Source organism: Variovorax sp. 770b2 (assembly GCF_900115685.1).
In the GTDB taxonomy this organism is placed as follows: domain Bacteria; phylum Pseudomonadota; class Gammaproteobacteria; order Burkholderiales; family Burkholderiaceae_C; genus Variovorax.
In genome coordinates, this window is the sequence record NZ_FOXJ01000002.1 from 751,971 (window position 1) to 776,467 (window position 24,497).

Here is a 24,497-nt window from a genome sequence, read left to right on the forward strand (position 1 = left end):
GCAGGTGTTGCCCCCGGCGAGGGGGAAGGAGAAGCGACACGAAGTGCGCGAAGCCTGGGGGAGTGCCTTAGTGAAGCACCCGTGAAACGGGTGCTCCGCCGATGTCGGCTTCCAGCACGAACATCGGCACGGGCACGTCGAAGCGCTCGCCTTCCTCGCTCACCACGAAGAAGCTGCCGTGCATCGTGCCGCTCGCGGCCTGCAGCCGGCAGCCGCTGGTGTAGCGGAACGATTCGCCGGGCGCCAGCAGCGGCTGCTGGCCGATCACGCCCAGGCCCTTGACCTCCTGCGGATGGCCCGAGGCGTCGTTGATGAGCCAGTGGCGCGCGATCAGCTGCGCCCCCACCGTGCCCACGTTGGTGATGGTGATCGTGTACGAGAAGGTGTAGACGTTGTCCGTCGGGGAGGACTGGTCGGCCAGGTAGCGCGGCTCGACCTGGACGCTGAAGGGGCTGTGTGACATGGGGCGGATGGTAACGGAGGGCTTTCCTCGGGCATCTGGCGGCTGCGAGAATCGGGGGCATGAGCACCCCGTTCCGCATTGCCCCCTCCATCCTCTCCGCAGACTTCGCCCACCTCGGCCGGGAACTGACCGACGTGATCGCCGCCGGCGCCGACTGGATCCACTTCGACGTGATGGACAACCATTACGTGCCGAACCTGACCTTCGGCCCGATGATCTGCCAGGCGCTCAAGCCCTACGCCAAGACGGCCGACGGCACGCCGGTACCGATCGACGTGCACCTCATGATCCAGCCGGTCGACGCCCTGGCCGCCTCCTTCGCGCAAGCGGGCGCCGACTGCATCAGCTTTCACCCCGACGCATCGCCCCACGTGCACCGCAGCATCCAGGCCATCAAGGCCGCGGGCTGCAAGGCCGGGTTGGTGTTCAACCCGGGGCTGGGCCTGGAGGCGCTGGACTGGGCCATCGACGACATCGATCTCATCCTCATCATGAGCGTGAACCCCGGCTTCGGCGGCCAGAGCTTCATCGACTCGGCCCTGCGCAAGATCGAACTCGCGCGCAAGCGCATCGAGCAGAGCGGGCGCGACATCCGCCTGGAAGTGGACGGCGGCATCAAGGTGGACAACATCGCGCGCGTGGCCTCGGCCGGTGCCGACACCTTCGTGGCCGGCAGCGCGATCTTCAATGCCAAGGACTACGGCGCCGTGATCGCCGAAATGCGCCAGCAACTGGCCGGCGTCAGCGCTTGACCTTGTCGTTGTAGACGCGGTCGGCCTCCGGCCCGCGGTCGGTATCGACCACGCCGCGCTCCACGTCTTCATGCGCCTGGCGGCCCACCTCGGGCGGATGCCCGTCCCGGGTTGCCTGGCTGTCCGAGGACTGGTCGCGCTCGTGCGGCAGGCGCGGCGCCGATTCACCGCCCTGCTCGACCTTGGTCTTGCCGCCGCCCGCGTCCTTCGTCGCGTCCTTGGGATCGGTGGGCGGGGTCTTGGTGGTCTTGGTGGTGTTGGCTCGGGTCATGCGGTGGCTCCTTCGTGGCATTGCAGGCAAGCCTGTGCCGGTGAGTCCGCACCCGCGGTAGGACATGCAAGGCAGGCCCTGTAGGTGGCCGCTCGGCGCTATGAAACCCATAGCGGCTTTGCCTCCGGTGAAGGGCCTCCGCAATAATGGCCCGCATGTCTTCCGATCCTTTTGCCGGCGTGGCGACCGACAGCCTGCGCATCCACACCTTCGCCTCGCTCCAGCCCGGTCCGCGCCTGCTCGTGGTCGGCGGCGTGCACGGCGACGAGACCTGCGGCACCGCGGGCATCGCGCGCATCCTGGCCGAGTTCGATGCCGGCACGCTGCAGCTGCAGCGCGGCGAGCTGACGCTGGTGCCCGTGGCCAACCCGCTGGCGCGCCGGCGCCTGCAGCGCGAAGGCGAGCGCAACCTCAACCGCCTGTTCCGCCCGACCGAGGCGCCCGCCGACTACGAAGCCCGCATCACCAACCGCCTGGCGCCCGTCATCGCGCGCCACGAGGTGCTGCTGGACCTGCACTCCTTCCAGAGCGAGGGCGAGGCCTTCGCGATGATCGGCCCGCGCGACAACACCGGCACGCTGGAGCCCTTTGCCCGCTCCTACGAAGAGGGCCAGCTCGCGCTGCACATCGGCACGCCCATCGTGGTGGAAGGCTGGCTCGACATCTACGCCGCGGGCCTCGCACAGCGCGCGGGCGGCGCGCCGGCCGAAGAGGCCGCGCTCGACTTCGGCCGCGGCACCAACGAATACATCCGCAGCTGCGGCGGCTACGGCGTCACGCTCGAATGCGGCCAGCACCAGGACCCCGAGGCGCCCGAGGTGGCGTGGCGGGCCATCCGCCGCACGCTCGCGCTCCTGGGCATGGCGCCGCTGCCGGCCGGCCTGCCCGCCGCATCGGCCGAGCCCAGGCTGCTGCGCCTGGCCAGCGTGACCGATCGCCTGCACGAGGAAGACAGCTTCGTGCGCGACTGGGCCACCTTCGACGAGGTGCAGCGCGGCGAGCCGATCGGCATGCGCCACGACGGCACGCTGCTGAGCGCGCCCGAGGACGGCTTCATCGTGTTCCCCAACGCGCTCGCGCTGCCGGGCGCCGAGTGGTTCTACTTCGCGCGCCCGAGCGAACGCGTGCTCGGGCCGGTGGCCGGCAAGGCCTGAGGCCGCGTTCCTACACCGCCCGGCCGGGCCCGCGGCACACATTTCCAGCCTGAAGGAGTGTGTCCATGCCCGTCTCGACAAAAGCCCCCGCGCCGCGCGTCCTGTGGAAGGGCGCGATCAGTTTCGGCCTGGTCCACATCCCGGTGGCGCTCTACTCGGCCACCACCAACCACGGCATCGACTTCGACTGGCTCGACAAGCGCTCGATGGATCCGGTCGGCTACAAGCGCATCAACAAGAAGACCGGCAAGGAAATCGCGCGCGAGAACATCGTCAAGGGCGTGGAATACGAGGACGGCGAGTACGTGGTGCTCAGCGACAAGGAAATCGCCGCCGCCTACCCCAAGACCACGCAGACCATCGAGATCGAGACCTTCGTGCCGGCCAACGGCATTCCGTTCGTCTACCTGGAGCGGCCCTACTACGTGGCGCCGATCAATCGCGGCGCGAAGGTCTATGCGCTGCTGCGCGAGACCCTGCAGCGCAGCGGCCGCGTGGGCGTGGCCCGCGTCGTGATCCAGACCAAGCAGCACCTGGCGGCGCTGGTGCCCGTGGGCCCGGGCCTCGTGCTGAACCTGCTGCGCTGGGGCGCCGACATCCGGCCCTGGGACGACCTGCCGCTGCCCGCGGAAGACGCGAAGAAGGCGGGCCTCACCGAGCGCGAATTGAAGATGGCACAGGAGCTGGTCGAGGACATGAGCGCCGACTGGGAGCCGGACGAATTCAAGGATGAGTTCAAGGACGAGATCCTGCGCCTGGTCGAGCGCAAGGTGAAGGCGGGCCAGACCGAGACGGTGACGCAGCCCGAGCCCGAGGAAGGCGCGTCCGAACGCGGCGGCGCCAAGATCATCGACCTCACCGAACTGCTGCAGCGGAGCCTGCGCGGCAAGGGCGGCGCAAAGAAGGCCGCGGCCGTTCAGGATGATGACGACGAGGACGAAGAACCCGCGCTCCGCCCCCGGCCTCCCGCGAAGAAACGCAAGCCCGCCGCGAAAGCCGCTTCAAAGACCCCGGCGAAGGCGAAACCCCGCGCCAGGCGTGCGGCCTGAGGCGCACCGACCATGGGCACCACCGCATCGACCGCGCGCAAGGCGCTCTCGCGCTACCACGGCAAGCGCGATTTCTCGCGCACGCCCGAGCCCAAGGAGGGCGGCCGCGCGGGCCAGGGCGTGCTCTCCTTCGTCATCCAGAAGCACCACGCGAGCCATCTGCACTACGACTTCCGCCTCGAACTGGACGGCACGTTGAAGAGCTGGGCCGTGCCCAAGGGCCCGTGCCTCGACCCGACGGTCAAGCGCATGGCGGTGCATGTCGAGGACCATCCGATTTCGTATGCGGACTTCGAGGGCACCATTCCGCCCAAGCAGTACGGCGCGGGCACCGTCATCGTCTGGGACCGCGGCGATTGGCTGCCGGCCGGGGGCAGCGACGGCGATGCGCGCAAGGCGCTCGCGGCCGGCAAGCTCAAGTTCGAACTGCGCGGCGAAAAGCTCAAGGGCCACTGGACGCTGGTGCGCATGCACGGCAAGGGCGACGAGAAGCACGAGCCGTGGCTGCTCATCAAGGAGCGCGATGACCAGGCGCGCGATCTTGCCGACTACGACGTGCTCGAAAAACAGCCCGCGAGCGTGCTGACCGGCCGCGGCGTGGACGAGGTGGACCGTCCGCCGAAGAAGGTGGCCGCCAAGGTGCCGGCGAAGAAGGCGGCGGCAAAAAAGCCCGCGAAGAAAGTTGCGCTGCCCGCCGCCTTCCAGCCCCAGCTTGCGACCCTCGCAGCCTCTCCCCCTTCATCGCCCGGCGACTGGCTCTACGAGCTCAAGTTCGACGGCTACCGCCTGCTCGCCCGCATCGACAAGGGCAAGGTGCGCTGCTTCACCCGCAACGGCCACGACTGGACCGACAAGCTGCCCGCCATCGCCAAGGCGCTCGCGAAGCTGCCGACCGATTCGGCCTGGCTCGACGGCGAGATCACCGTGGAGGGCGAGAACGGCGCGCCCGACTTCCAGGCGCTGCAGAACGCCTTCGACCGCGGCGCCACCTCGTCGATCGTCTACTGGCTGTTCGATGCGCCCTTTCTGGACGGCGAGGACCTGCGCGGTGAGCCGGTCGAAGCGCGGCGCGCGCAACTTGTCCGCCTGCTCGGCAAGCGGCCGCCGGCCCCGCTGCGCCTGAGCGAGGCCTTCGATGCATCGCCGCGCGACCTGCTGGCGTCTTCCGCGCGCATCGGCTTCGAGGGCATCGTCGGCAAGCGCAAGGGCTCGCCCTATGTGTCGCGCCGTTCGCCCGACTGGATCAAGCTCAAGAACCAGCAGCGCCAGGAGTTCGTGATCGGCGGCTACACCGCGCCCAAGGGCGCACGCGCGGGCTTCGGCGCGCTGCTGCTGGGCGTGCACGACGACAAGGGGCGGCTGCGCTATTGCGGCAACGTGGGCACCGGCTTCAACGCGGACCGCCTCGCCGACATCAAGGCCCGGCTGGACAAGCTGGCCACCGGCGACTGCCCCTTCACCCCCGTGCCGGACGGCGCGAACGCGAAGGCGCAGTGGGTCAAGCCCACGCTGGTGGCCGAGGTCTCGTTCGGCGAATGGACGCGCGAAGACCGCGTGCGCCATTCGGTGTTCCAGGGGCTGCGCGCGGACAAGCCCGCGCGCGGCATCGTGCGCGAGCGCGCGGAACAACCCGAGCAGCCCGACGCAGCGGCCGCGACGCCCGCGAAGAAGAAAGGAGCGAAGGCACCCATGGCATTGAAGATTTCCCACGCCGACCGCGTGATCGACGAGAAGAGCGGCATCACCAAGGGCGAACTCGCCGCCTACTACGACGCGGTCGGCACGCTCATGCTGCCGCACCTGCGCGGGCGGCCGGTGTCGCTGGTGCGCGCGCCCGACGGCGTGGGCGGCGAGTTGTTCTTCCAGAAACACCTGCAGAACCGCGAGATACCCGGCGTCACCCTGCTGGACCCCGCGCTCGATCCGAGCCACGAGCCGCTATTGCAGATCGACAGCAAGACCGGGCTCATCGGCGCCGCGCAGATGAACGTGATCGAGCTGCACACCTGGAACGCCACCTCGCGCGCCATCGACCGGCCCGACCGCATGACCTTCGACCTGGACCCCGGCGAAGGCGTGGACTGGCCGCAGATCCAGGAGGCCACGCTGCTGGTGCGCACGCTGCTCGACGAGCTGGGCCTGCCGTCGTTCTTGAAGACCAGCGGCGGCAAGGGCCTGCACGTGGTGGTGCCGATCCGCCGGCAGTACGGCTGGGACGAGGTCAAGGGCTTCTCGCAGGCCGTGGTGGTGCACCTGGCGCGGACCATTCCGGACCGCTTCGTCGCCAAGAGCGGGCCGCGCAACCGCGTGGGCAAGGTGTTCGTCGATTACCTGCGCAACGGCTTCGGCGCGACCACGGTGAGCGCGTGGTCGGCGCGCTCGCGCCCGGGGCTGGGCGTGTCGGTGCCCGTGGCGTGGGACGAGCTGCCCGCGCTCACAAGCGCCGCGCAATGGACCCTCGCCAACGTGGCCGACCGCTTCGCCACCGGCAACAAGCCGTGGGCCGCGCTGGAGCGCAGCCGGAAAGGCATCGCCGCGGCCATGAAGATGCTCGACTACAAGCCGGGCTAGCGCCCGGTTCCGAACCGCCTACTGCAGCACTTCCCTGGTCGTCACCTCGAAGCGCTGCAGCGTGTTCGCGCCGAACACCATCGTGATCGGCACGTCCGCCGCATCGCGCCCGCGCGCCATCACCACGCGCCCGATGCGCGGCTTGTTGTGGCGCGCATCGAAGGTGTACCAGCGGTCGCCCAGGTAGACCTCGAACCACGCGCTGAAGTCCATCGGATAGGGCACCGGCGGAATGCCGATGTCGCCCAGGTAGCCCGTTGCATAGCGGGCCGGAATGTTCATGCAGCGGCACAGCGTGATGGCCAGGTGCGCAAAATCGCGGCACACGCCCGTGCCCTCGCGAAAGCCCTCGAGCGCGGTGCGCGTGGCGCGCGCGTTCTGGTAGTCGAAGCGCAGGTGGCCGTGCACGAAGTCGCAGATGGCCTGCACGCGGCTCCAGCCCGGCGTCACGTTCAGGAAGTTGGCCCAGGCGAACTGCAGGAGCTCGCTGTCGACCTCGCAGTAGCGGCTGGGCAGCACGAAAGGCAGCGCCGCCACCGGCAGGTCGGCCGCCGCGTGCTCCCTGGCGCCCAGGTCGATGGTGTCGGGCAGGCCGGTGTCGTACACGGTGGCCTGGTTGCGCAGCCGCACGCTGCTCACGCCCAGCGGCACGTGCACGCGCGCGCACTGGTTGTCGAAGCTGTCGCGGTAGTGGTCGGTCACCAGCGGCGGACTGATGGTGATGTTCTCGCTGCCCTGGATGTCGGCAGCGCGCGAGGGGTGCACCTGCAGCATGTAGATCAACGCCGTGGGGGCGGTGACGCCGATTTCGATGTCGTAGCCGATCTGGATCTGCATTGGCGTGTTTCTTCCCTGGTGAGCCGGTATGCGCCGGTGCGCGAGGCACAAAGAAGACGACAAGCACGATCGGTGCCGTCTTCGCCCCATGCTATGCGACGGCGCTCCAAAAGCCGCACGGCCACAACCCGCGACGCGTCGTAGTCCGCCGCGAGGCGCTGTAGTCGCGCTCCTACCGCCGGGGCGCACGCTCTCCGACATCCGAGGGAGGGGCGCCACTACGGGTAACAGTCGGTTCAAAACCTAACCTCGGAGGTCTCTGTTCATCTGGATATTCCTTGGAGGGAAATCATGGAGCTTTCATCGCTGTTCGGCTCGCTCACCGGTTCGCTGGGCGACGAAATCCTCGTGTGGGCTGTCGCCGCGGTGGCAGGCTGCATCTGCCTGGTCGCCGTGGTCAACGTGCTGGACATGCTCCTGGACAACAACAACGAAATGGGCTGAGAGCCTTCTTCCGTTCTCCTCCTCTCCCCTCTCCCTCTCTCGCCCGCTGCTCCATGAAAGATCCCAGGTCCCCGATGACGCCCCAGAACAAAGCCGCCGCAGGTCGCCGCGCCAGCACCGCCAAGACCACCAAATCCGGGGACGGCCGCAACGCCAAGCAGTTGCAGCTGGATGGCTTCACCACCGAGCATCCCGCGCACCTGACGACCAACCAGGGCCTGCAGATCCCGGACAACCACAACTCGCTGAAGGCGGGCGTGCGCGGGCCGACGCTGCTGGAAGACTTCATCCTGCGCGAGAAGATCACGCACTTCGACCACGAGCGCATTCCCGAGCGCGCCGTGCATGCGCGCGGCTCGGCGGCGCATGGCTATTTCCAGGTCTACAAGTCGATGTCGCAGTTCACCTCGGCCGACTTCCTGCAGGACCCGGACGTGAAGACGCCCGTTTTCGTGCGCTTCTCGACCGTGGCCGGCTCGCGCGGATCGGCCGATACGGTGCGCGACGTGCGCGGCTTCGCCGTCAAGTTCTACACCCGCGAAGGCAACTACGACTTGGTGGGCAACAACATCCCGGTGTTCTTCATCCAGGACGCGATGAAGTTTCCCGACCTCATCCACGCCGTGAAACCCGAGCCGCACCACGAGATGCCGCAGGCCGCGAGCGCGCACGACACCTTCTGGGATTTCGCCTCGCTCATGCCCGAGAGCACCCACATGCTGATGTGGGCCATGAGCGACCGCGCCATCCCGCGCAGCCTTCGCATGATGGAAGGCTTCGGCGTGCACACCTTCCGCTTCATCAACGGCCGCGGCGAGAGCCACTTCGTGAAGTTCCACTGGAAGCCCAAGCTGGGCATCCACGGCCTGGTGTGGGACGAGGCACAGAAGATCGCCGGCAAGGACGCGGACTTTCACCGCCGCGACCTCTGGGAAGCCATCGAGAACGGCGACTTTCCCGAATGGGAGCTGGGCGTGCAGATCGTTCCGGCCGACAAGGAGCATTCGCTGGGCTTCGACCTGCTCGACCCGACCAAGCTCATCCCCGAGGAAATGGTGCCCGTGCAGAAGATCGGCAAGCTGGTGCTCAACCGCAACCCCGACAACTTCTTCGCCGAGACCGAGCAGGTGGCCTTCCACCCCGGCCACGTGGTGCCCGGCATCGACTTCAGCAACGACCCGCTGCTGCAGGGGCGCCTGTTCTCGTACACCGACACGCAGATCTCGCGCCTGGGCGGCGCGAACTTCCACGAACTGCCGATCAACAAGGGCGTGTGCCCGTTCCACAACTTCCAGCGCGACGGCATGCACCGCCAGACCATCGCGCGCGGCCAGGTGGCCTACGAGCCCAACACGCTGGGCAGCGGCACCGAGTTCCGCGTGGACGGCGGCAGCAACGGCTTCCAATCGTTCCCCGAGGAGATCGACGCGCCCAAGGTGCGCCGCCGCAGCCCCTCGTTCGACGACCACTTCACGCAGGCGCGCCTGTTCTTCAACAGCCAGAGCGCGGCCGAGAAGGAACACATCATCGCGGCCTTCCGCTTCGAGCTTTCCAAGCTGGAGGTGCCGGCGATCCGCCAGCGCATGGTCGACAACCTCGCGCACGTGGACGAGAAGCTCGCGCGCCGCGTGGCCGAGCCGCTGGGCATCGGCGAGCCCGATGCCAAGGCGGCGGCGGGCCGCGCGGGCTTTCGCGACCACCGCATCGCGCTGCCCATCGACGAGTCGCCCGCGCTCAGCATGGCCGACACCGGCGACGGCTCGATCCGCACGCGCAAGATCGCGATCCTGGTGGCCGACGGCGTCGATTCGGCCTCGCTCAAGCCGATCCGCGATGCGCTGGAGCAGGCCGGCGCGCAGTGCAAGATCGTCGGTCCGCGACTGGGCACGGTGGCCAGTGCGTCCAAGCGGCAGATCGATGTCGACATGACCTTCACGAACACGCCCTCGGTGATGTTCGATGCGGTGCTGGTGCCGGCCGGCGCCGACGCCGCGGCCGCGATGGCGGCCACGGGCGACGCGGTGCACTTCGTGCTCGAGGCCTACAAGCACTGCAAGGCGATCTGCACGGTGGGCGAGGGCGTGCAGCTGCTCGCCACGCTGGGCATCGGCGCGGACAGCGATGCGCCCGCGGGCGTGGTCGTGGCCGCCACGCCGGTCACCAACCTGGGTGACAGCACGGCGGCCACGCAGATCGCGCACGACTTCATCGCGGCGATCGCCAAGCACCGCCACTGGGACCGCGCCAACATCGACGCGGTGCCTGCCTAGCAGGCTGTCCAGGCCGATCCGCCGGGCGCTTCTCTAGTGCCCGGCGAGCGTGAGCCGCGTCTCGCGCACCACTCCCTTCCGATCCTCGCTTGCACCTCGCGCCGTCGCGCGTCGATGGCGTCGCGCTGCGCCTTGCGCGGGCTGTCCACGACAAGGCCGCGCCTGCGCAGTCACCCAAGTGAAATCGGGGTTACTCGGGGATGACACACAAGGAACATAGAAACAGCCGCTGCTCGCCCGCTGTTTCTTATCTCCTTCAAGAAGTTCCCACATGACGCATCCGGCATCGAGGCCCATCCGGCAACTCAAATTCCTGGCGCTGACCCTGGCGCTCGTGCTGACCGCCTGCGGTGGCGGCGGCAGCGGGGGCGGCGCTTCCTTCCCGCTGATCCCTCCGCCTTCGGGCAACGCACCGCCGGACACGACGCCGCCGACGACGCCGCCGACGACGCCACCCGCGACACCGCCGGAAACGCCACCGGAAACACCGCCGGAAGATCCGCCCGTCACACCGCCCGTGACGCCACCGGTCACCCCGCCCACCTGCTCGGCCGCCGTGCCGGCCAGCGCGCCGCTCACGGCCATCTCGGCCATCCAGGGAACGGGCGACCTGAGCCCCATGGCGTCCCAGGCCGTGACCGTGCGCGGCGTGGTCGTCGGCGACTTCCAGAACACCGGCACCAGCATCGTGAAGCTCAACGGCTTCTTCGTGCAGCAACTCGTGCCCGACGCCGACCCGGCGACCTCCGAAGGCATCTTCGTCTACGCGCCGGGCGCCGCCACACGCGTGGCCGTGGGCGACTACGTCCAGGTCTCGGGCGCGGTGACCGAGTTCGGCCAGACCGCGGGTGCCGGCGCCAAGCCCGACGCCATCACGCAGATCGCGGGCACCGGCGGCGACCCGCTGGTCATCAGCGTCTGCGGCAGCGGCGTGGCCGTCGCCCCCAAGCAGATCACGCTGCCGGTGGCCGATGAATCCACGCTGGAGCGCTACGAAGGCATGCTGGTGGAGATCGCGCAGCCGCTGGCCGTGACCGAACTCTTCGAGCTCGGCCGCTACGGCCAGATGGTGCTGTCGCTCAACGGGCGCCAGTTCAACACCACCAACGGCAACGCATCGGCCACGCATGCGCAGAACCTGCTCTCGCGCATCGTGCTGGACGACGGCGCCTCGCCGCAGAACCCGAACCCCATTCCCTACCTGAGCGCGCCCGGCACCGATGGCACCCGGCGCATGGGCGACACGACGCAGAAGGTCACCGGCATCCTGAGCCACAACTTCGGCGCCTACCGCATCCAGCCGACGGTGGCGCCCGTGTTCGCGCAGACCAATGCGCGCCAGCCCACCGCACCGGTGGTCGGCGGCACGCTCAAGGTGGCGAGCTTCAACGTGCTGAACTACTTCACCACGTTCCTGAACGGAGAAACCGCCTCGGGCCAGACCGGGCAGGGCTGCTCGTTCGGCACCGGCCCCGCTGCCGCGGGCAACTGCCGCGGCGCCAACAACCTGGTCGAGTTCCAGCGCCAGCAGGCCAAGATCGTGGCCGCCATCGCGGGGCTCGATGCCGACGTGGTCGGGCTCATGGAAATCCAGAACACCGACGTGGCGACCGACGACCTGCTGGCCGCGCTCAACGCCAAGGTCGGCGCGAACACCTATGCCGCGGTGCACAGCGGCGTGTTCGGCACCGATGCCATCAAGGTGGACATCCTCTACAAGCCCGCGAAGGTGCAGCGCGTGGGCAACGTCGTGCTGCCGACGGGCGCGGACCTGGTCAACTACACCGCCGCGAGCGGACGGCCGCCGCTGGCGCAGCGCTTCAACACCGTGGGCAACAACGGCGGCTTCTGGTTCGTGGTGAACCACTTCAAGAGCAAGGGCAGTTGCCCCACCACGGGCGACATCGACATGGGCCAGGGCTGCTTCAACCTGGCGCGCATCGAGCAGGCGAAGGCGCTCAACAGCTTCGTCGCCAAGCTCAAGCTCATGGGCGCGCCGCAGGTCGAGAACGACGTGCTGATGATGGGCGACTTCAACAGCTACCTGCTGGAAGACCCGACCCAGCAACTGGAAGCCGCCGGCAACGAGAGCCTGCTCAAGCGCATGCCCGCCAACGACCGCTACACCTACGTCTTCGGTGGCGAGACCGGCGCGCTGGACCACTCCTATGCCTCGGCCTCGCTCAAGACGCAGGTCTCGGGCGTGAGCGTCTGGCACATCAACTCCGACGAGCCCACGGCGCTGGACTACAACACCGACTTCACCACCGACGACCGCTTCGCGCCCACGCCCTTCCGCGCGTCGGACCACGACCCCGTGCTGGTCGGCCTCACGCTCACGGCCGATGCGGCCGCGGCGCAACCCATCGTCACCGCGTCGATCCCGGCGGCGGTGAAGGTCGGCGAGACCTACAGCGTGAACATCTCGGAGGCCACGCCCGGTGGCGCGACCACGCTGGCGTCGCTGAGCGTCGACTGGGGCGACGGCAGCGCCGCCACGACGGCGCCGGGCACCGGCACGGTCACGCACACCTACGCGGCCGCGGGCACCTTCAGCGTCGTGGTCACGCTCACCAACTCCGCGGGCCAGACGGCCGTGCAGTCGGGCAGCGTGAACGCGAGCACCGTGGTGGTGGTCACGCCGCCGGGCGCGCCGGACCTCTTCTTCAGCGAGTACGTGGAAGGCTCGGCGACCAACAAGGCCCTGGAGATCTACAACCCGACCGCCGCGGCCGTGGACCTGAGCCTGTACACCCTGAACCTGTATTCCAACGGCGCGGCCGCCCCGAGCAGCTTCGCGCCGCTGACCGGCTCCCTGCCTGCCGGTGGCGTGCTGGTGCTTGCGAACAATGCCGCAACGGCGGCCTTCAAGCCGCCGGGCACCATCATCAACAGCAGCGTCATCAACTTCAATGGCGACGATGCGCTGACGCTGGAAAAGTCGGGCGTGGTCATCGACCGCATCGGCCAGGTCGGCACCGACCCCGGCACCGAATGGACCGGCGTCGGCGGCGTCAGCACGCTGAACCAGACGCTGCGCCGCAAGGCCACCATCAAGGCCGGGGACCGCAACCCGGGCCTGGCCTTCGATCCGTCGCTGGAATGGGACAGCTTCCCCATCGACACCTCCGCGGGCCTGGGCGCGCACACGGTGCAGTGAGCACACGGCGAAACCGGCCCCCACGCCGGTTTCGCCTTCATGACTTAGTCCTTTTGCGCTAGACCGTATTGCGAATAGGCGCGAGAGGTACCCCCTCCTAGACTTTCCCCACGAGGCCTGAACGGCGCGCACTTCCGCGGCGTCGAGCATCTGCAGCAACAGCAGATGCACCGGCCGCGTGCGGGGGTCCAATGGCGTGGTTTTCAAGTTGGGGATGGGAGCTCCCTGCACGTCGTCGTGCGGGATTCGCAGGTGCGCTCGGCCTGGCCGGCATGCTTCTGCTGGGCTACGGTACTTCGGCGTCGGCACAGCCGCAGGCGCCGAACGCCGAGGCCGCGGCCAGCAAGGCCGAGCAGGCCCGCCTGGCCGACACCGACACTTTGCTGGCGCTGACCAGCGAAGGTGCCGTGCTCTACGGGCAGGACGCGGTCAAGCTCTCGGGCTACCAGTACTGCAGCCAGGCCGTCGCGCTGGCCGAGGCGGGTGAGTTCCGCCAGAGCATCCGCGCCGCGAGCAAGGCGCTGCACCTGGCCAACGCCACGCGCGATCCGAACCTCATGGCCATGGCCAACCGCGACCTGGCCATCGTCTACAGCTACTCGGGCCAGCTCGAAAAAGCCGAGGAGTTCGCACGCGAAGCGCTCAAGCACCCGGCGCGCGACCCCAAGCTGGTGGTGGGCCCCGTGCAGAAGGTGATCGGCGACGTGCGCACGCGCCGCGGCGATTTCTCGGGCGCCGTCATCAGCTACGACGAGGCGCTGGCCAACAGCTCGCCGCGCTATGCGCCGCTGGTGCAGGCCTCGCTGGTCAACGCGCTCATCGAATCGGGCGATGCCGCACGGGCGCGCGAAGTGCTCGGCACCATGGCGCCGCCCAAGGACGCACCGCTCACCGCGCAGCTGGACCGCACCCGCGCCCGCCTGCTGCTGGCCGAGAACAAGCCGGCCGAGGCGCGCGACATGTACCGTGCGCTCACCGCGCGCCAGGTCGGGGCCGACACCGAGTACTACCGCCTCTGGGCCTGGGACGGCGTGGCGCGCAGCGAGATCGCGCTGGGCCAGAAGCAGGCCGCGGCCGAGGCCGTGGGCCAGGCGCTCGGCGGCGTGGACAAGGTGCGCGCCAGGTTCCGCAGCGAAGAATTCAAGATGGGCCTGTTCTCGGACCTGCAATCGGTGTTCGAGCGCGGCGTGTCGGTCTACAGCGACGCGGGCGATGCGCGCGCCGCCTTCGAGGTCAGCGAGCACAGCCGCTCGCGCGCGCTGCTCGATGCGGTGCGCGGCCGCGCGAAGGTCAGCGAGCAGGCCACCAGCACCGTCGACCTCGCCACGCTGCAGCGCACGCTGGCGGCCGACGAGCGCGTGGTGCAGTTCCACTCGCTGCCCGACCGGCTGGTGGTGTGGGTGGTGAGCCCGAATGCCATTCAGGAGAAAACGGTGGCCGTCAAGCGCGACGAGCTCAACGAGCTGGTCGAGACCTTCCGCAACTCCATCGTGCGCGGACGCCGCACCGCCATCACCAACGCCGACAAGCTGGGCGCCGCGCTGCTCGGGCCGCTGGGCCTCGCGCCGGGCCAGCGCCTGGTCATCGTGCCGCACGGCCCGCTGCACTACCTGCCGTTCCAGGCGCTGCGGCTGGACGGCCGCTACGTGATCGAGACGCACCCGGTGTCGGTCGCGCCGTCGATGAGCATCGCGGTGCAGCTGGCGCAGCGCACGCCGCGCGTGAACGCCTCGCTGGTGGCCTTCGGCAATCCGCGCATCGAGGACAAGTACGACCTGCCCGGCGCCGAGACCGAGGTGAAGCAGCTCGCGCAACTCTTCCCGCGCAACACCGTGTACATGGGCGCGGCCGCCACCAAGACGCAGTTCCGCGAGGTGGCCGCGCGCTCGCCGCTGATGCACGTGGCCGCGCACGCCGAGGCCGATGCGGTCGATCCGCTGTACTCGCGCATCCTGCTGGCCAACGAAGGCGGCAAGCAGAATTTCCTGGAAGCGCACGAGATCCTGGGCATGCCGATGGACGGCACCGCGCTGGTCACGCTCTCGGCCTGCGAATCGGGCCTGGGGCGCATCGCGCAGGGCGACGAGGTGCTGGGCTTCACGCGCTCGTTCCTCTCGGCCGGCAGCTCCAGCCTCATCGCCTCGCTCTGGCCGGTGTCGGACGATGCGACCGCCGTGCTCATGGGCACGCTCTACGGCGAGCTCTCCAAGGGCCGCGACATCCAGAAGGCCATGCAGGCCGGACAACTGGCCGTGCTGAAGGACCCCAAGATGTCTCATCCCTTCTTCTGGGCGCCGTTCAACCTGATCGGCAACTGGCGCCTCACGGTGGGGAGCTGAGCATGCGCAACGCCATGAACCGAACCCGTTCCCTTGCCCTCGCTCCGCGCAGCGCGCTGCGTCCCGTCGCCTGGGCCACCGGCGCCCTGGTGTCGGCCATCTTCTTCATGGCCGCCGATCGCGCGCATGCCGAAGAACAAGCGCAGGCAGAACCGCAGGCCACCTCGGCCAACGATGCGGGCGACACCACCGAACTGCTTCCCACCAAGGACCCGTGCGGCACCTGCGACCGCCCGCTCGCGCAAGCGACCGGCACCGTCGCGCCGCAGAGCCTGCCGGCCCCGCCGCGCCCCGCCGGCCCGACGTTCAGGCTCACCGACCTGCGCCTGAATGGCGTCAAGGCGCTGACCAACGAAGAGCTGCAATCGATCACCACGCCCTACATCGGCCGCGACGTCACGCTGGGCGATCTCGAAGGGCTCGCGCAGGCGATCACCGCGCGCTACAAGGAGCGCGGCTACTTTCTCGCGCAGGCCATCGTGCCGGTGCAGACGGTGCGCGATGGCATCGTGGAGATCAGCGTGATCGAAGGGCGACTGGGCAAGGTCGACGTGGTCGTCGCGCCCGATGCGCCGCTGAGCGAAGCGCGCGTGCGCGGCTTTCTCGCGCCGCTGCAACCGGGCGAGGCGGTCAGCGCGCAGAGCTACGAGCGTTCGATGCTGCTCCTGTCCGACCAGCCCGGCGTCAAGGTGTCGTCGGGCCTGCAGGAAGGCACGGCGCCCGGCACCACCGACCTCTCGGTCGAAGTGGCTGCCGCGCCGCGCTGGGCCTTCACGGCCGAGGCCGACAACCACGGCACCAAGGAATCGGGGCGCTATCGCGTGGGCGGCACCGCGCGCTGGCTGAGCCCCTTCGGCATCGGCGACAACCTCGATATGCGCCTGATGGTGTCCGACAGCAACGACCTGCAGTTCGGCCGCATCGCCTACGAGGCGCCCATCGGCACCAGCGGCCTGCGCGCCGGGGTGGGCCTGGCGCGCGTGAACTACGAGCTGGGCGGCCAGTTCGCCGACTACGAGGCGCGCGGCCGCGCCAACGTGCTGGACTTCTCGCTGAACTACCCGCTGATCCGCCAGCGCCAGCAGAACCTGTTCCTGCGCCTGGGCGCCGACATCAAGGACCTGACCGACGAGGTCGGCATCGCGAACACCAACTCGCGCAAGCGCGTGCACGGCCTGAGCGTGGGGTGGACCTGGGAGCGCCGCGACGAGGTGTTCGGCGGCGGCTACTGGGCGAGCTCGGGCACGCTGTACCACGGCAATCTTTCGATCCGCGATCCGGAGAGCCGCCTGGCCGACCAGAGCCTCGGCGGCCACGGCACCGAAGGCGGCTTCACCAAGCTGAGCTTCCAGCTCTCGCGCCTGCAGGCCATCATGCCGCGCCATTCGCTGTACCTGTCGGTGGGCGGGCAGTGGGCCAGCAAGAACCTGGACGGCTCCGAGAAACTCGCGCTCGGCGGCGCGCGCGCGGTGCGTGCGTACCCCTCGGGCGAACTCCTGGTGGACCAGGGCGTGATCGGCACGGTCGAGTGGCGCTGGTCGCTCAACGAAGAGCTCACGCCCTTCCTGTTCTACGACGCCGCGCACGGAAAGATCGTGCGCAATCCCACGCCCTACGACGGCGCCAACAGCCACAGCCTGCGCGGCTACGGCGTGGGCGTGAGCTGGTCGCGGCCGGGCAATTTCTCGATCAATGCCACGCTCGCCTGGCGCGCCGGCACGCCGCCGGCGCAGACCGACGGCGGTGGGCGCAATCCGCGCCTCTACGTGCAGCTCATCAAGGCGTTCTGACCATGAAGCAACGCAACCTCTCCCGCCAACGGCCTTATCCCCATCGCACCCATCGCGGCCTGCAACTGCGGCCCCTGGCGATCTCGCTCCTGTGCGCGGGTCTCTCGCCGGCCATCGCGCAGGTGCTGCCCACGGGCTTCCTGCCCATCGCGGGCGGCGTCGCGATGACGCAGAGCGGCGCCGTGATGAGCATCACCCAGCCGCTCGCGCGCGGCATCGCCAACTGGCAGACCTTCTCGATCGGTGCGGGCGGCGTCGTCAACATCGTGCAGCCGAGCGCCAGCAGCGTGCTGCTCAACCGCGTGACCGGCAACGAGCTCTCGACCATCGCGGGCCAGCTCAACGCCAATGGGCGCGTCATCCTGGTCAACCCCAACGGCGTGATGTTCAGCCAGGGCGCGACGGTGAACGTGGGCGGGCTGATCGCCTCCACCCTGGCACTGACGACCTCCAACCAGAGCTTCATGGACGGCACCACCAAGCTCACCTTCGAGCGCGCCGATGTCAACACGGCTGCGGTGCGCAACCTGGGCAGCATCACCGCCACCGGCGGCGGCGAAGTGGTGCTGATGGGCGCGGCGGTGGGCAACGGCAGCACCGGCACCATCACGGCCGACAACGGCACGGTCGCGCTGGCCTCGGGCCGCAAGATCACGCTGGACCTGGTGGGCGACGGGCTCACCAACATCGTGATCGCGCCCGACGCCATGGCCACCAGCGCGGCCGTGGGCAACAGCGGCACGATCCAGGCCGACGGCGGGCGCGTGGCGCTCGTGGGCAGTTCCATCACCGTGGGCGAACTGGTGGTCAACCAGACCGGCACGGTGCGCGCGCGCTCCATCGGCACGCGCAACGGCGAGATCTTCCTGGGCGGCGGGCGGGACAACCAGGTCGCGATGACCGGCGGCACGCTGGACGCCACGGGCGCCGCGGCCGGCGAGCGCGGCGGCACCATCCGCATCGCGGCAGGGCAGGTCAAACTGGAGGCCACGAACGAAGGCCCGCCGGCGCTGCTCGATGCCAGCGGGCAGGCGGGCGGCGGCACGGTCGCGGTGCGCGGCTACGACGTGGCGCTCTCTTCCGGCTCGGCGCTGCGCGCCAGCGCCACCGGCGAAGGCGCGGGCGGCACCATCGACGTGGGCACGGCAACGGGCCAGGTCCTCGCGGACGGCCTGGCCGCCCCGCAGCGCGAATCGCATGTCCAGGTGTTCGGCGAACTGAGCGCGCGCGGCGCGGGCAGCGGCAACGGCGGCACCATCACCACCAAGGCCGATGGCCTTCGCATCGGCGATGCGCGCGTGGACGCCGGCGGCGGCGCGAACGGTGGGGGTAACGGCAGCTGGCGCATCGACACCCCGACCGGCAACCTCGAGGTGGCCAACGCGGCCGACATCGCCGCGTTCGACCCGGCCTTTCCGGCCCTGGAGCCCGGTGCGCGCGTGCATGCGGGCAGCATCGGCAACGCGCTGGGCCGCGGCACCGACGTCACGCTCGCGAGCGGCGCGATCGGCGACCAGCGCGGCGTGCTGTTCGGCGAGAACGTGCAGGTGGTCAAGCAGGAAGGCGGCACTGCCACGCTGCGGGTGGATTCCGCCGGCAGCATCCGCATGGACAACGGCTCCTCGATCGTGTCCAAGCTGGGCGCGCTCCACGTGGACTTCAACGCCGACTCGACCGGCGCCATCGCGGCCCGCGCGGCGGACCCCGCGCAGATCTCCGTGAGCGGCAACAGTCCGAACTTCGATACCGACTACGCGGGCGCGATCCGTCTCACGGGCGCGACCATCGACGCCAACGGCGGCAACATCCGCTTCTTCGGCCAGGGCGATGCGCTCAACGGCCGCGCGGTGGGCGGCTCGTCGTCGCATTCCGACGAGCAGTGGGTCGCCGGCATCTACGTGAGCGAAAGCACGCTGGCCACCAACGCCGGCGGCATCGTCAGCCTGCGCGGGCAGGGCCGCTCGTGGGTGGCGACCGACGACGGCGGCAACCCCCGCTTCTCGTCGAGCGAGGGCGTCGCGCTCTGGTACAGCACGCTGAAGGCCGACGGCACCGGCACGGTGAGCGTCGATGGCATCGGCGGCGTCGGCGGGAACGGCGTCAACGTGGGCTACGGCACCACCGTCGCTTCGACCGGCGGCGACGTGAAGCTGACGGGGCGCGGCACCGACTGGACCACCGACATGCCGGTGGCCAGCATCTTCAGCCAGAGCGGTGTCGACATCAGCAGCAATGCCGGCGTCGTCGCGGGTGGCGACGTGCGCATCGAAGGCACCGGCGGCAACCTCGACGCGATGCGCCAGAGCGCGGATTTCGCCGAGGAAGGCCGCTCCGCGGGCAGCTCCGACGGCGTGTTCATCGGCGGCAACGTCACGGCCGGCAACGGCCGGCGCATCGACATCATCGGCAAGGCGGGCGGCGAAGGCTTCACCGCCAACCTGGACACCGGCGGCGCCATCGTCATCACGCCCGACGGCAGTTCGGCCTGGGGCGTGCAGGTGAGCACCGACGCGGGGCAGCCCAATGCACTGCGGGCCGACGGCGGCACGGTGGCCATCGATGCGCAGGGCACCGACGTCTCGCTGCGCGTGAACTCGTTCTCGGATTTCCAGGCGCTCGATGCCGCGCCGTCCGTCAACGCCGCACCGCCCACCGATGCCCTGATCTCGGTCGCGAGCAGCACGGGCAAGGGCGGCAGCATCTCGGTGCGCGGGCGCAACGTGCTGGTCGACGGCGTCGACTTCGGAGACGGCGACGTGCTGGTCGCGCGCCTGGATGCCAGCGGCGCCACCGGCGGCGGCAGCATCGACATCGCGGGCACCGGCTCCGTTGCCGTGGGTGCCACGACCCAACTGGATGCCAATGCCACGGGCAGCGGCAACGGCGGCATCGTGAAGGTGGTCGCGGGCGACACGCTGCGCGCCCATGGGGCGCTCTCGGCGCGCGGGGGCGCCTCGGGCGGCAACGGCGGCTTCGTGGAAACATCGGCCCCGCACTTCGACCTGACGGGCGTGCGCGTCGATACCTCCGTGCCCGTAGGCGGCGCGGGCAACGCGGGCTCATGGCTGATCGACCCCTTCAACGTCACCATCGCCCACGGCACCGCCGCGGGCAGCCTCACCGGCAACCCCTTCGATCCGCTGGCCAACTCGGTCGTCCAGGACGGCGACATCAACGCCGCGCTGGACAAGGGAACCAGCGTGACCATCACCACCGGCACCGGCGGCAATGCGTTCGACGGCGCCATCACCTTCGCCAAGGACGCGGCCATCGTGCGCTCCGTAGGCGGCGCACCGCTCACCTTCCAACTGGACGCCGCGCACGGCATCACGGCTTTCAACAACAACCAGATCCAGTCCAACGCCGGTGCGCTCAACGTGGTGTTCAACGCGGGCGTGGGCGGGCAGGGCGGCGCGATCTTCTTCAACGGCGCGATCAACACCAACGGCGGCAACGTCACGATGAATGCCGACAACGGCACGAACTTCGGCGCCGCGATCCAGCTGACCAACACCAGCATCGACACGCGGACCACCGCGCTGGGCGATGCAGGCCCCGGCGGCTTCGTGCAGATCACGGGCAAGCGCGCTGCGCCGACGTTCTCGGGCTTCACCGCGACGGTCGATCTGAGCAGCATCACGATCCAGAGCAGCACGGGCGACGTGTCGATCTCGGGCACCGCGCCAGGCGGCGCGGGCGTGCGCATGAACGCGACCGGGCCGGCCAACCAGATCCTCACCACCAGCGGCGACATCTCGATCCTGGGCATCGGCAGCGGCGTGAACGACGCCAGCACGGGGCCGATCTCGGTGCAGGCCGTGAGCCTGGCCAATACGCAGGTGCGCAGCATCGACGGCGACATCAGCATCCGCGGCCTGGTGACGCCGGGCGTCGCGAGCGCCACCTCGGGCGGCGTGCTGCTGGCCGCCAACACGCTGGTCACCACGCTGGGCGTGGGCAGCATCGACGTCGCGGGCGAATCGGGCGCCAACGGCACGGGCCTGGCCATTGCCACCGGCGCGCGCGTGGACGGCAACCGCAACGTGGTGCTGCGCGCGAGCAACGACGGCTCGATCGATGCGCTGGCGATCGACGGCACCGTGCGCGCGGGCAATGTGCTGAACCTGCGTCCCGGCGGCGTGGACGCGGCGGGCAATGCGGTCGACCGCACGGCCAACACGATCACGCTGGGCGGCACGGCCGCCAACGGCTTCGCGGTGTCGGCGGCCGAGTTCACGCGGCTGGGCGCGCCCACCATCGTGGCGGGCAGCAATGCGCATGCGGCGGACATCAACATCGTCGGGCCGCTCGCGCTGCCTTCGGCGCTGACGCTGCAGAACGAAGGCGGCGGAAACATCAACCTGGGCGGCGCGCTCACGGCATCGAAGATCGGCCTGCTCTCGCGCGGCAACATCACGCAGACGGCCGCGGCGCCGATCACGGCGGGCACGCTGATGGCGCGCTCCACGGCCGGCAGCGTGCTGCTCGACACGGCGGCGAACAACGTGAGCGCGGACACCGTGGGCGGTGGCGCGGCAGGTGCGTTCCGGTATGTCGATGTCGATACGGTGCAACTCGGTTCGGTCTCGGTCACCGGCTACGACGCCGCGGGCAATGCGCCGCAGGTCGCGTCGGCCACCTCGATGGCGGCCGACACGGTGTTCGTGCGCACGCTCTCGGGCGACCTCCTGCTGGGCGCCAATGTGACGAGCGGCAGCGGCGCCGATCTCGTGGCGGCTTCGCGCTTCCAGAACCTGGGCGGCTACACGATCGGCGGCGCGCCGTGGCGCGTGTGGGCCGACACCTGGATCGGCGAGAACCGCGGCGGGCTGCGTGGCTCGGGCCTGCTGCCCAACCTGTACCACTGCGCGTATTCGGGGCTGTGCGCGGTGAGCGTGTCGCCGGGCGACAACCACTTCATCTATGCGCAGCAGCCGGTGGCCACGGTGGTCATCAACAATGCGAGCCGGCCGTTCGGTGCGGCGAATCCGTTCTTCAGCTATTTCATCGGCGGGTTGATCCTGGGCGACACGGGCGCGGGCTTCAACGGCGCCCCGGGCACGACGGCCAACGCGGCGAGCCCGCCGGGGAGCTATCCGATCAACGGCAGCTTCACCTCGGCCGAGGGGTATGCGGTCAACGTGGTGCCGGGGACGCTGCAGGTGTCCGTGATTCCCAATCTGCCGCGGCCGGACGTGCTGCGCGATTTGCCGTCCACCTGGCTGTACGACCGCAACATGGGGCCGCCGCCGATGTGCTTCGCGACCGGGGCGCTCGAAGGGGATCGCGCATCGCAAGGCGGCGACATCCTGGCGCGCGAATGGTCGCGCGTGCGGTCGCGGCCGAACCTCTCGAGTTGCGTGGATACGGAGAAGCGCAACGGGTGTGCGGACTTCTGAGTCGTTCAGGCGCGCTCTCGTTCGGGGCGCGTGCGCAGGCCACCGGGTGCTCCCCTCCGCGAATGTCCCCCGGCCTGCGGCCGCCTCCTTGATTTCGCTGCGGGGAGCACCCGATGCTCTGCACACCCAAAGCGCTCTGCTTGTGCGGGCCGATCAACAAGTGCTCTGAAAGATCGCGCTGGCGGTGGGCCCTGTGTCGCGAAATCAAGGGGGAGGGCGAAGCCCGGAGGACATTCGCGAAACAGGGCCCACCGTCGGCGTGATCGCCGCCCCGAACGCTCAAACCCCGCGCGCGCGTCGGTTGGACATCACCACGTTGTCCTTCGCGATGACCTGGCCTTCCTGCATCGCTGTGATCCACGCGGCGGTCGTCGTCACGGCCGCGAAGTTGCTGTGGAACACGACGCTGAAGACGCGGTGGATTTCTTCCGCCGTCACCTTGCCCGCCGCGTTTTCATACGGCAGCGCGCCGCTCGCGTCTGCGAGGAACTCCACGTTCAGGCCGCGGTGCATCGCCTCGAACACGGTCGATGCATCGCAGTTCTGCGTCATGTAGCCGGCCACGCTCAGCGTGTCGATCTCGTGGCGGGTGAGCCAGTCGGCGAAGTCGGTGCTGGTGAACACGCTCGGGAAGGTCTTGGTGACCAGGTGGTCGCGCGGGCGGTTCGCGACCTCGGGGTGCAATTGGCCGTTGTGGGTGTCGGCCTGGAACACCGGCGCGCCCTTGGGGGCGTGGTGCTGGACCACGACAACCGGCGTGCCGGCTGCGCGCGCCGCATCCATGGCGCGGGTCACATTGGGCAGCGTGTCCAGGATGGGCGGGTACTCGATCGGCAATCCGCCGCCTTCGAAGTATTCGTTCTGCACGTCGATCACGACGAGGGCGCGGCGCGGGGTGGGGGTGTTGCTCATGTCTGGCTCCTTCTCGGTGGGTATGGGCTCGATTGTTCGCCTTCCGGCGTCTTGCCGAAAGTGGCCCGATAGCCATTCATCGATAAGATCGGGCCATGTCCCATCCGGTCGCAGAAACCATTGCCGAGGTCATTGCCGTTGTGGCCTTCGACGGCATCAGCCCCTTTCACCTGTCCGTGCCCTGCATGGTCTTCGGCGAAGACCGCACCGACTCGGGCGCACCGCGTTTTCGCATGCGCGTGTGCGCGCCGGAGCCGGGCGCGTTGCAGACCAACGCGGGCTTCGAGCTCGTGGTGCCGCATGGGCTGGAGGCGATCCGCCGCGCGCAGATCGTGGTGGTGCCCTCGTGGCGCGACGACGGCCGGCCCGCGCCGCCCGCGTTGATCCGCGCGCTGCAGGCCGCGCACCGGCGCGGCGCGACCGTCGTCGGCCTGTGCCTCGGCGCCTTCGTGCTGGCCGAGGCCGGTCTGCTCGACGGCCGGCCGGCCACCACGCACTGGAACCTGGCCGCTGCGTTCGCCAGGCAATACCCGAAGGTGAAGTTGCAGCCCGAGGTGCTGTACGTGGACGACGGCGACGTGCTCACCTCCGCCGGCACGGCCGCGGGCATCGACTGCTGCCTGCACCTCTTGCGCGTGCGCTACGGCGCCGAGACGGCGAACCGCGCCGCGCGGCGCATGGTGGTCGCGCCGCACCGCCAGGGCGGGCAGGCGCAGTACATCCAGCAGCCCATGCCCGCGACGGCCGAGCGCGACCGGCTCGCGCCGCTGCTCGAATGGCTGGGCAAACATCTCGATGTGCCGCACGAACTCGACGCCCTCGCGCGCCGCGCGCTGATGAGCCGCCGCACCTTCACGCGGCGCTTTCGCGAATCGACCGGCACGACGGTCGGGCAGTGGATACAGAACCAGCGCCTCGCACTGGCCCAGCGCCTCCTGGAGACCACGAACCATCCGGTCGAGCGCGTCGCGACCGGCGCGGGCTTCGGCTCGGCGGTGTCGCTGCGCAAGCACTTCACTTCGGCGTTCAAGGTGTCGCCGACGGTGTACCGCCGGCAGTTCTCGCGCACCGCGGAAGCGGCCTGAG

The 24,497-nt window shown here is 69.5% G+C and carries 15 protein-coding genes; 11 read left to right on the forward strand and 4 right to left on the reverse strand.

The window, feature by feature from the left end; all coding sequences use genetic code 11:
* Positions 1–67: 67 nt before the first annotated feature.
* The gene (apaG, locus tag BM133_RS19050; RefSeq protein ID WP_093436933.1) at positions 68–463 is read right to left on the reverse strand and encodes a Co2+/Mg2+ efflux protein ApaG; all 396 of its coding nucleotides are present in this window, start codon (positions 461–463) and stop codon (positions 68–70) included.
* 59 nt (positions 464–522) lie between these two features.
* On the opposite strand from apaG, the gene rpe reads away from it, so the two are divergent.
* The gene (rpe, locus tag BM133_RS19055; RefSeq protein ID WP_093436935.1) at positions 523–1,215 is read left to right on the forward strand and encodes a ribulose-phosphate 3-epimerase; all 693 of its coding nucleotides are present in this window, start codon (positions 523–525) and stop codon (positions 1,213–1,215) included.
* Here rpe and BM133_RS19060 read toward each other — a convergent pair.
* The gene (locus tag BM133_RS19060; RefSeq protein WP_093436938.1) at positions 1,205–1,486 is read right to left on the reverse strand and encodes a hypothetical protein; all 282 of its coding nucleotides are present in this window, start codon (positions 1,484–1,486) and stop codon (positions 1,205–1,207) included. The two genes, rpe and BM133_RS19060, sit on opposite strands and share 11 nt — an antisense overlap.
* Before the next feature lie 155 nt (positions 1,487–1,641).
* Here BM133_RS19060 and BM133_RS19065 point away from each other — a divergent pair, with 155 nt between their 5' ends.
* The 3 genes from BM133_RS19065 (at position 1,642) to ligD (ending at position 6,260) form a co-directional block, all read left to right on the forward strand.
* On the forward strand, positions 1,642–2,640 hold the full coding sequence (locus BM133_RS19065) for a succinylglutamate desuccinylase/aspartoacylase family protein (RefSeq protein WP_093437141.1): 999 nt from the start codon (positions 1,642–1,644) through the stop codon (positions 2,638–2,640).
* Between the two features lie 65 nt (positions 2,641–2,705).
* Positions 2,706–3,689 (forward strand): non-homologous end joining protein Ku, encoded by a 984-nt coding sequence (locus BM133_RS19070; protein WP_093436940.1) that lies wholly within the window; start codon positions 2,706–2,708, stop codon positions 3,687–3,689.
* A 12-nt stretch (positions 3,690–3,701) separates the two neighbouring features.
* On the forward strand, positions 3,702–6,260 hold the full coding sequence (gene ligD / locus BM133_RS19075; protein ID WP_093436943.1) for a DNA ligase D: 2,559 nt from the start codon (positions 3,702–3,704) through the stop codon (positions 6,258–6,260).
* An 18-nt stretch (positions 6,261–6,278) separates the two neighbouring features.
* Here the strand turns inward: ligD and BM133_RS19080 are convergent, their stop codons facing one another.
* Entirely contained in the window at positions 6,279–7,097 is an 819-nt protein-coding gene (locus BM133_RS19080) for a transglutaminase-like domain-containing protein (protein WP_093436945.1), read from the reverse strand.
* Positions 7,098–7,388: 291 nt separating this feature from the next.
* Here BM133_RS19080 and BM133_RS35195 point away from each other — a divergent pair, with 291 nt between their 5' ends.
* From BM133_RS35195 to BM133_RS19110, 6 genes are all read left to right on the forward strand, one after another.
* A complete protein-coding gene (locus tag BM133_RS35195) occupies positions 7,389–7,541 on the forward strand; it encodes a hypothetical protein (RefSeq protein ID WP_177224872.1) in 153 nt (50 codons plus the stop codon).
* A 74-nt stretch (positions 7,542–7,615) separates the two neighbouring features.
* A complete protein-coding gene (katE, locus tag BM133_RS19085) occupies positions 7,616–9,811 on the forward strand; it encodes a catalase HPII (RefSeq protein ID WP_093436948.1) in 2,196 nt (731 codons plus the stop codon).
* A 271-nt stretch (positions 9,812–10,082) separates the two neighbouring features.
* Positions 10,083–12,971 carry an ExeM/NucH family extracellular endonuclease gene (locus BM133_RS19095; RefSeq protein WP_177224873.1) on the forward strand — a complete coding sequence of 963 codons (2,889 nt, stop codon included), beginning with the start codon at positions 10,083–10,085 and terminating at the stop codon, positions 12,969–12,971.
* Between the two features lie 272 nt (positions 12,972–13,243).
* Positions 13,244–15,310, forward strand: a complete 2,067-nt coding sequence (locus BM133_RS19100) for a CHAT domain-containing protein (RefSeq protein WP_256219260.1) — start codon at positions 13,244–13,246, stop codon at positions 15,308–15,310.
* Between the two features lie 14 nt (positions 15,311–15,324).
* Positions 15,325–17,100: a ShlB/FhaC/HecB family hemolysin secretion/activation protein gene (locus tag BM133_RS19105; RefSeq protein ID WP_256219261.1), complete on the forward strand. Its 1,776-nt coding sequence runs from the start codon at positions 15,325–15,327 to the stop codon at positions 17,098–17,100.
* Positions 17,101–17,102: 2 nt separating this feature from the next.
* Positions 17,103–22,499 (forward strand): two-partner secretion domain-containing protein, encoded by a 5,397-nt coding sequence (locus BM133_RS19110; RefSeq protein ID WP_093436961.1) that lies wholly within the window; start codon positions 17,103–17,105, stop codon positions 22,497–22,499.
* A gap of 279 nt (positions 22,500–22,778) precedes the next feature.
* Here the strand turns inward: BM133_RS19110 and BM133_RS19115 are convergent, their stop codons facing one another.
* The gene (locus BM133_RS19115) at positions 22,779–23,411 is read right to left on the reverse strand and encodes a cysteine hydrolase family protein (protein WP_093436964.1); all 633 of its coding nucleotides are present in this window, start codon (positions 23,409–23,411) and stop codon (positions 22,779–22,781) included.
* A gap of 95 nt (positions 23,412–23,506) precedes the next feature.
* On the opposite strand from BM133_RS19115, the gene BM133_RS19120 reads away from it, so the two are divergent.
* Positions 23,507–24,496 carry a GlxA family transcriptional regulator gene (locus BM133_RS19120; RefSeq protein WP_093436966.1) on the forward strand — a complete coding sequence of 330 codons (990 nt, stop codon included), beginning with the start codon at positions 23,507–23,509 and terminating at the stop codon, positions 24,494–24,496.
* Position 24,497 lies beyond the last annotated feature (1 nt).

Excerpts from the sequence above, each read along its gene's own strand:
- apaG (WP_093436933.1), bottom strand. The coding sequence starts at position 463 with ATGTCACACAGCCCCTTCAGCGTCCAGGTCGAGCCGCGCTACCTGGCC.
- rpe (WP_093436935.1), top strand. The coding sequence starts at position 523 with ATGAGCACCCCGTTCCGCATTGCCCCCTCCATCCTCTCCGCAGACTTC.
- BM133_RS19060 (WP_093436938.1), bottom strand. The coding sequence starts at position 1,486 with ATGACCCGAGCCAACACCACCAAGACCACCAAGACCCCGCCCACCGAT.
- BM133_RS19065 (WP_093437141.1), top strand. The coding sequence starts at position 1,642 with ATGTCTTCCGATCCTTTTGCCGGCGTGGCGACCGACAGCCTGCGCATC.
- BM133_RS19070 (WP_093436940.1), top strand. The coding sequence starts at position 2,706 with ATGCCCGTCTCGACAAAAGCCCCCGCGCCGCGCGTCCTGTGGAAGGGC.
- ligD (WP_093436943.1), top strand. The coding sequence starts at position 3,702 with ATGGGCACCACCGCATCGACCGCGCGCAAGGCGCTCTCGCGCTACCAC.
- BM133_RS19080 (WP_093436945.1), bottom strand. The coding sequence starts at position 7,097 with ATGCAGATCCAGATCGGCTACGACATCGAAATCGGCGTCACCGCCCCC.
- BM133_RS35195 (WP_177224872.1), top strand. The coding sequence starts at position 7,389 with ATGGAGCTTTCATCGCTGTTCGGCTCGCTCACCGGTTCGCTGGGCGAC.
- katE (WP_093436948.1), top strand. The coding sequence starts at position 7,616 with ATGACGCCCCAGAACAAAGCCGCCGCAGGTCGCCGCGCCAGCACCGCC.
- BM133_RS19095 (WP_177224873.1), top strand. The coding sequence starts at position 10,083 with ATGACGCATCCGGCATCGAGGCCCATCCGGCAACTCAAATTCCTGGCG.
- BM133_RS19100 (WP_256219260.1), top strand. The coding sequence starts at position 13,244 with ATGCTTCTGCTGGGCTACGGTACTTCGGCGTCGGCACAGCCGCAGGCG.
- BM133_RS19105 (WP_256219261.1), top strand. The coding sequence starts at position 15,325 with ATGAACCGAACCCGTTCCCTTGCCCTCGCTCCGCGCAGCGCGCTGCGT.
- BM133_RS19110 (WP_093436961.1), top strand. The coding sequence starts at position 17,103 with ATGAAGCAACGCAACCTCTCCCGCCAACGGCCTTATCCCCATCGCACC.
- BM133_RS19115 (WP_093436964.1), bottom strand. The coding sequence starts at position 23,411 with ATGAGCAACACCCCCACCCCGCGCCGCGCCCTCGTCGTGATCGACGTG.
- BM133_RS19120 (WP_093436966.1), top strand. The coding sequence starts at position 23,507 with ATGTCCCATCCGGTCGCAGAAACCATTGCCGAGGTCATTGCCGTTGTG.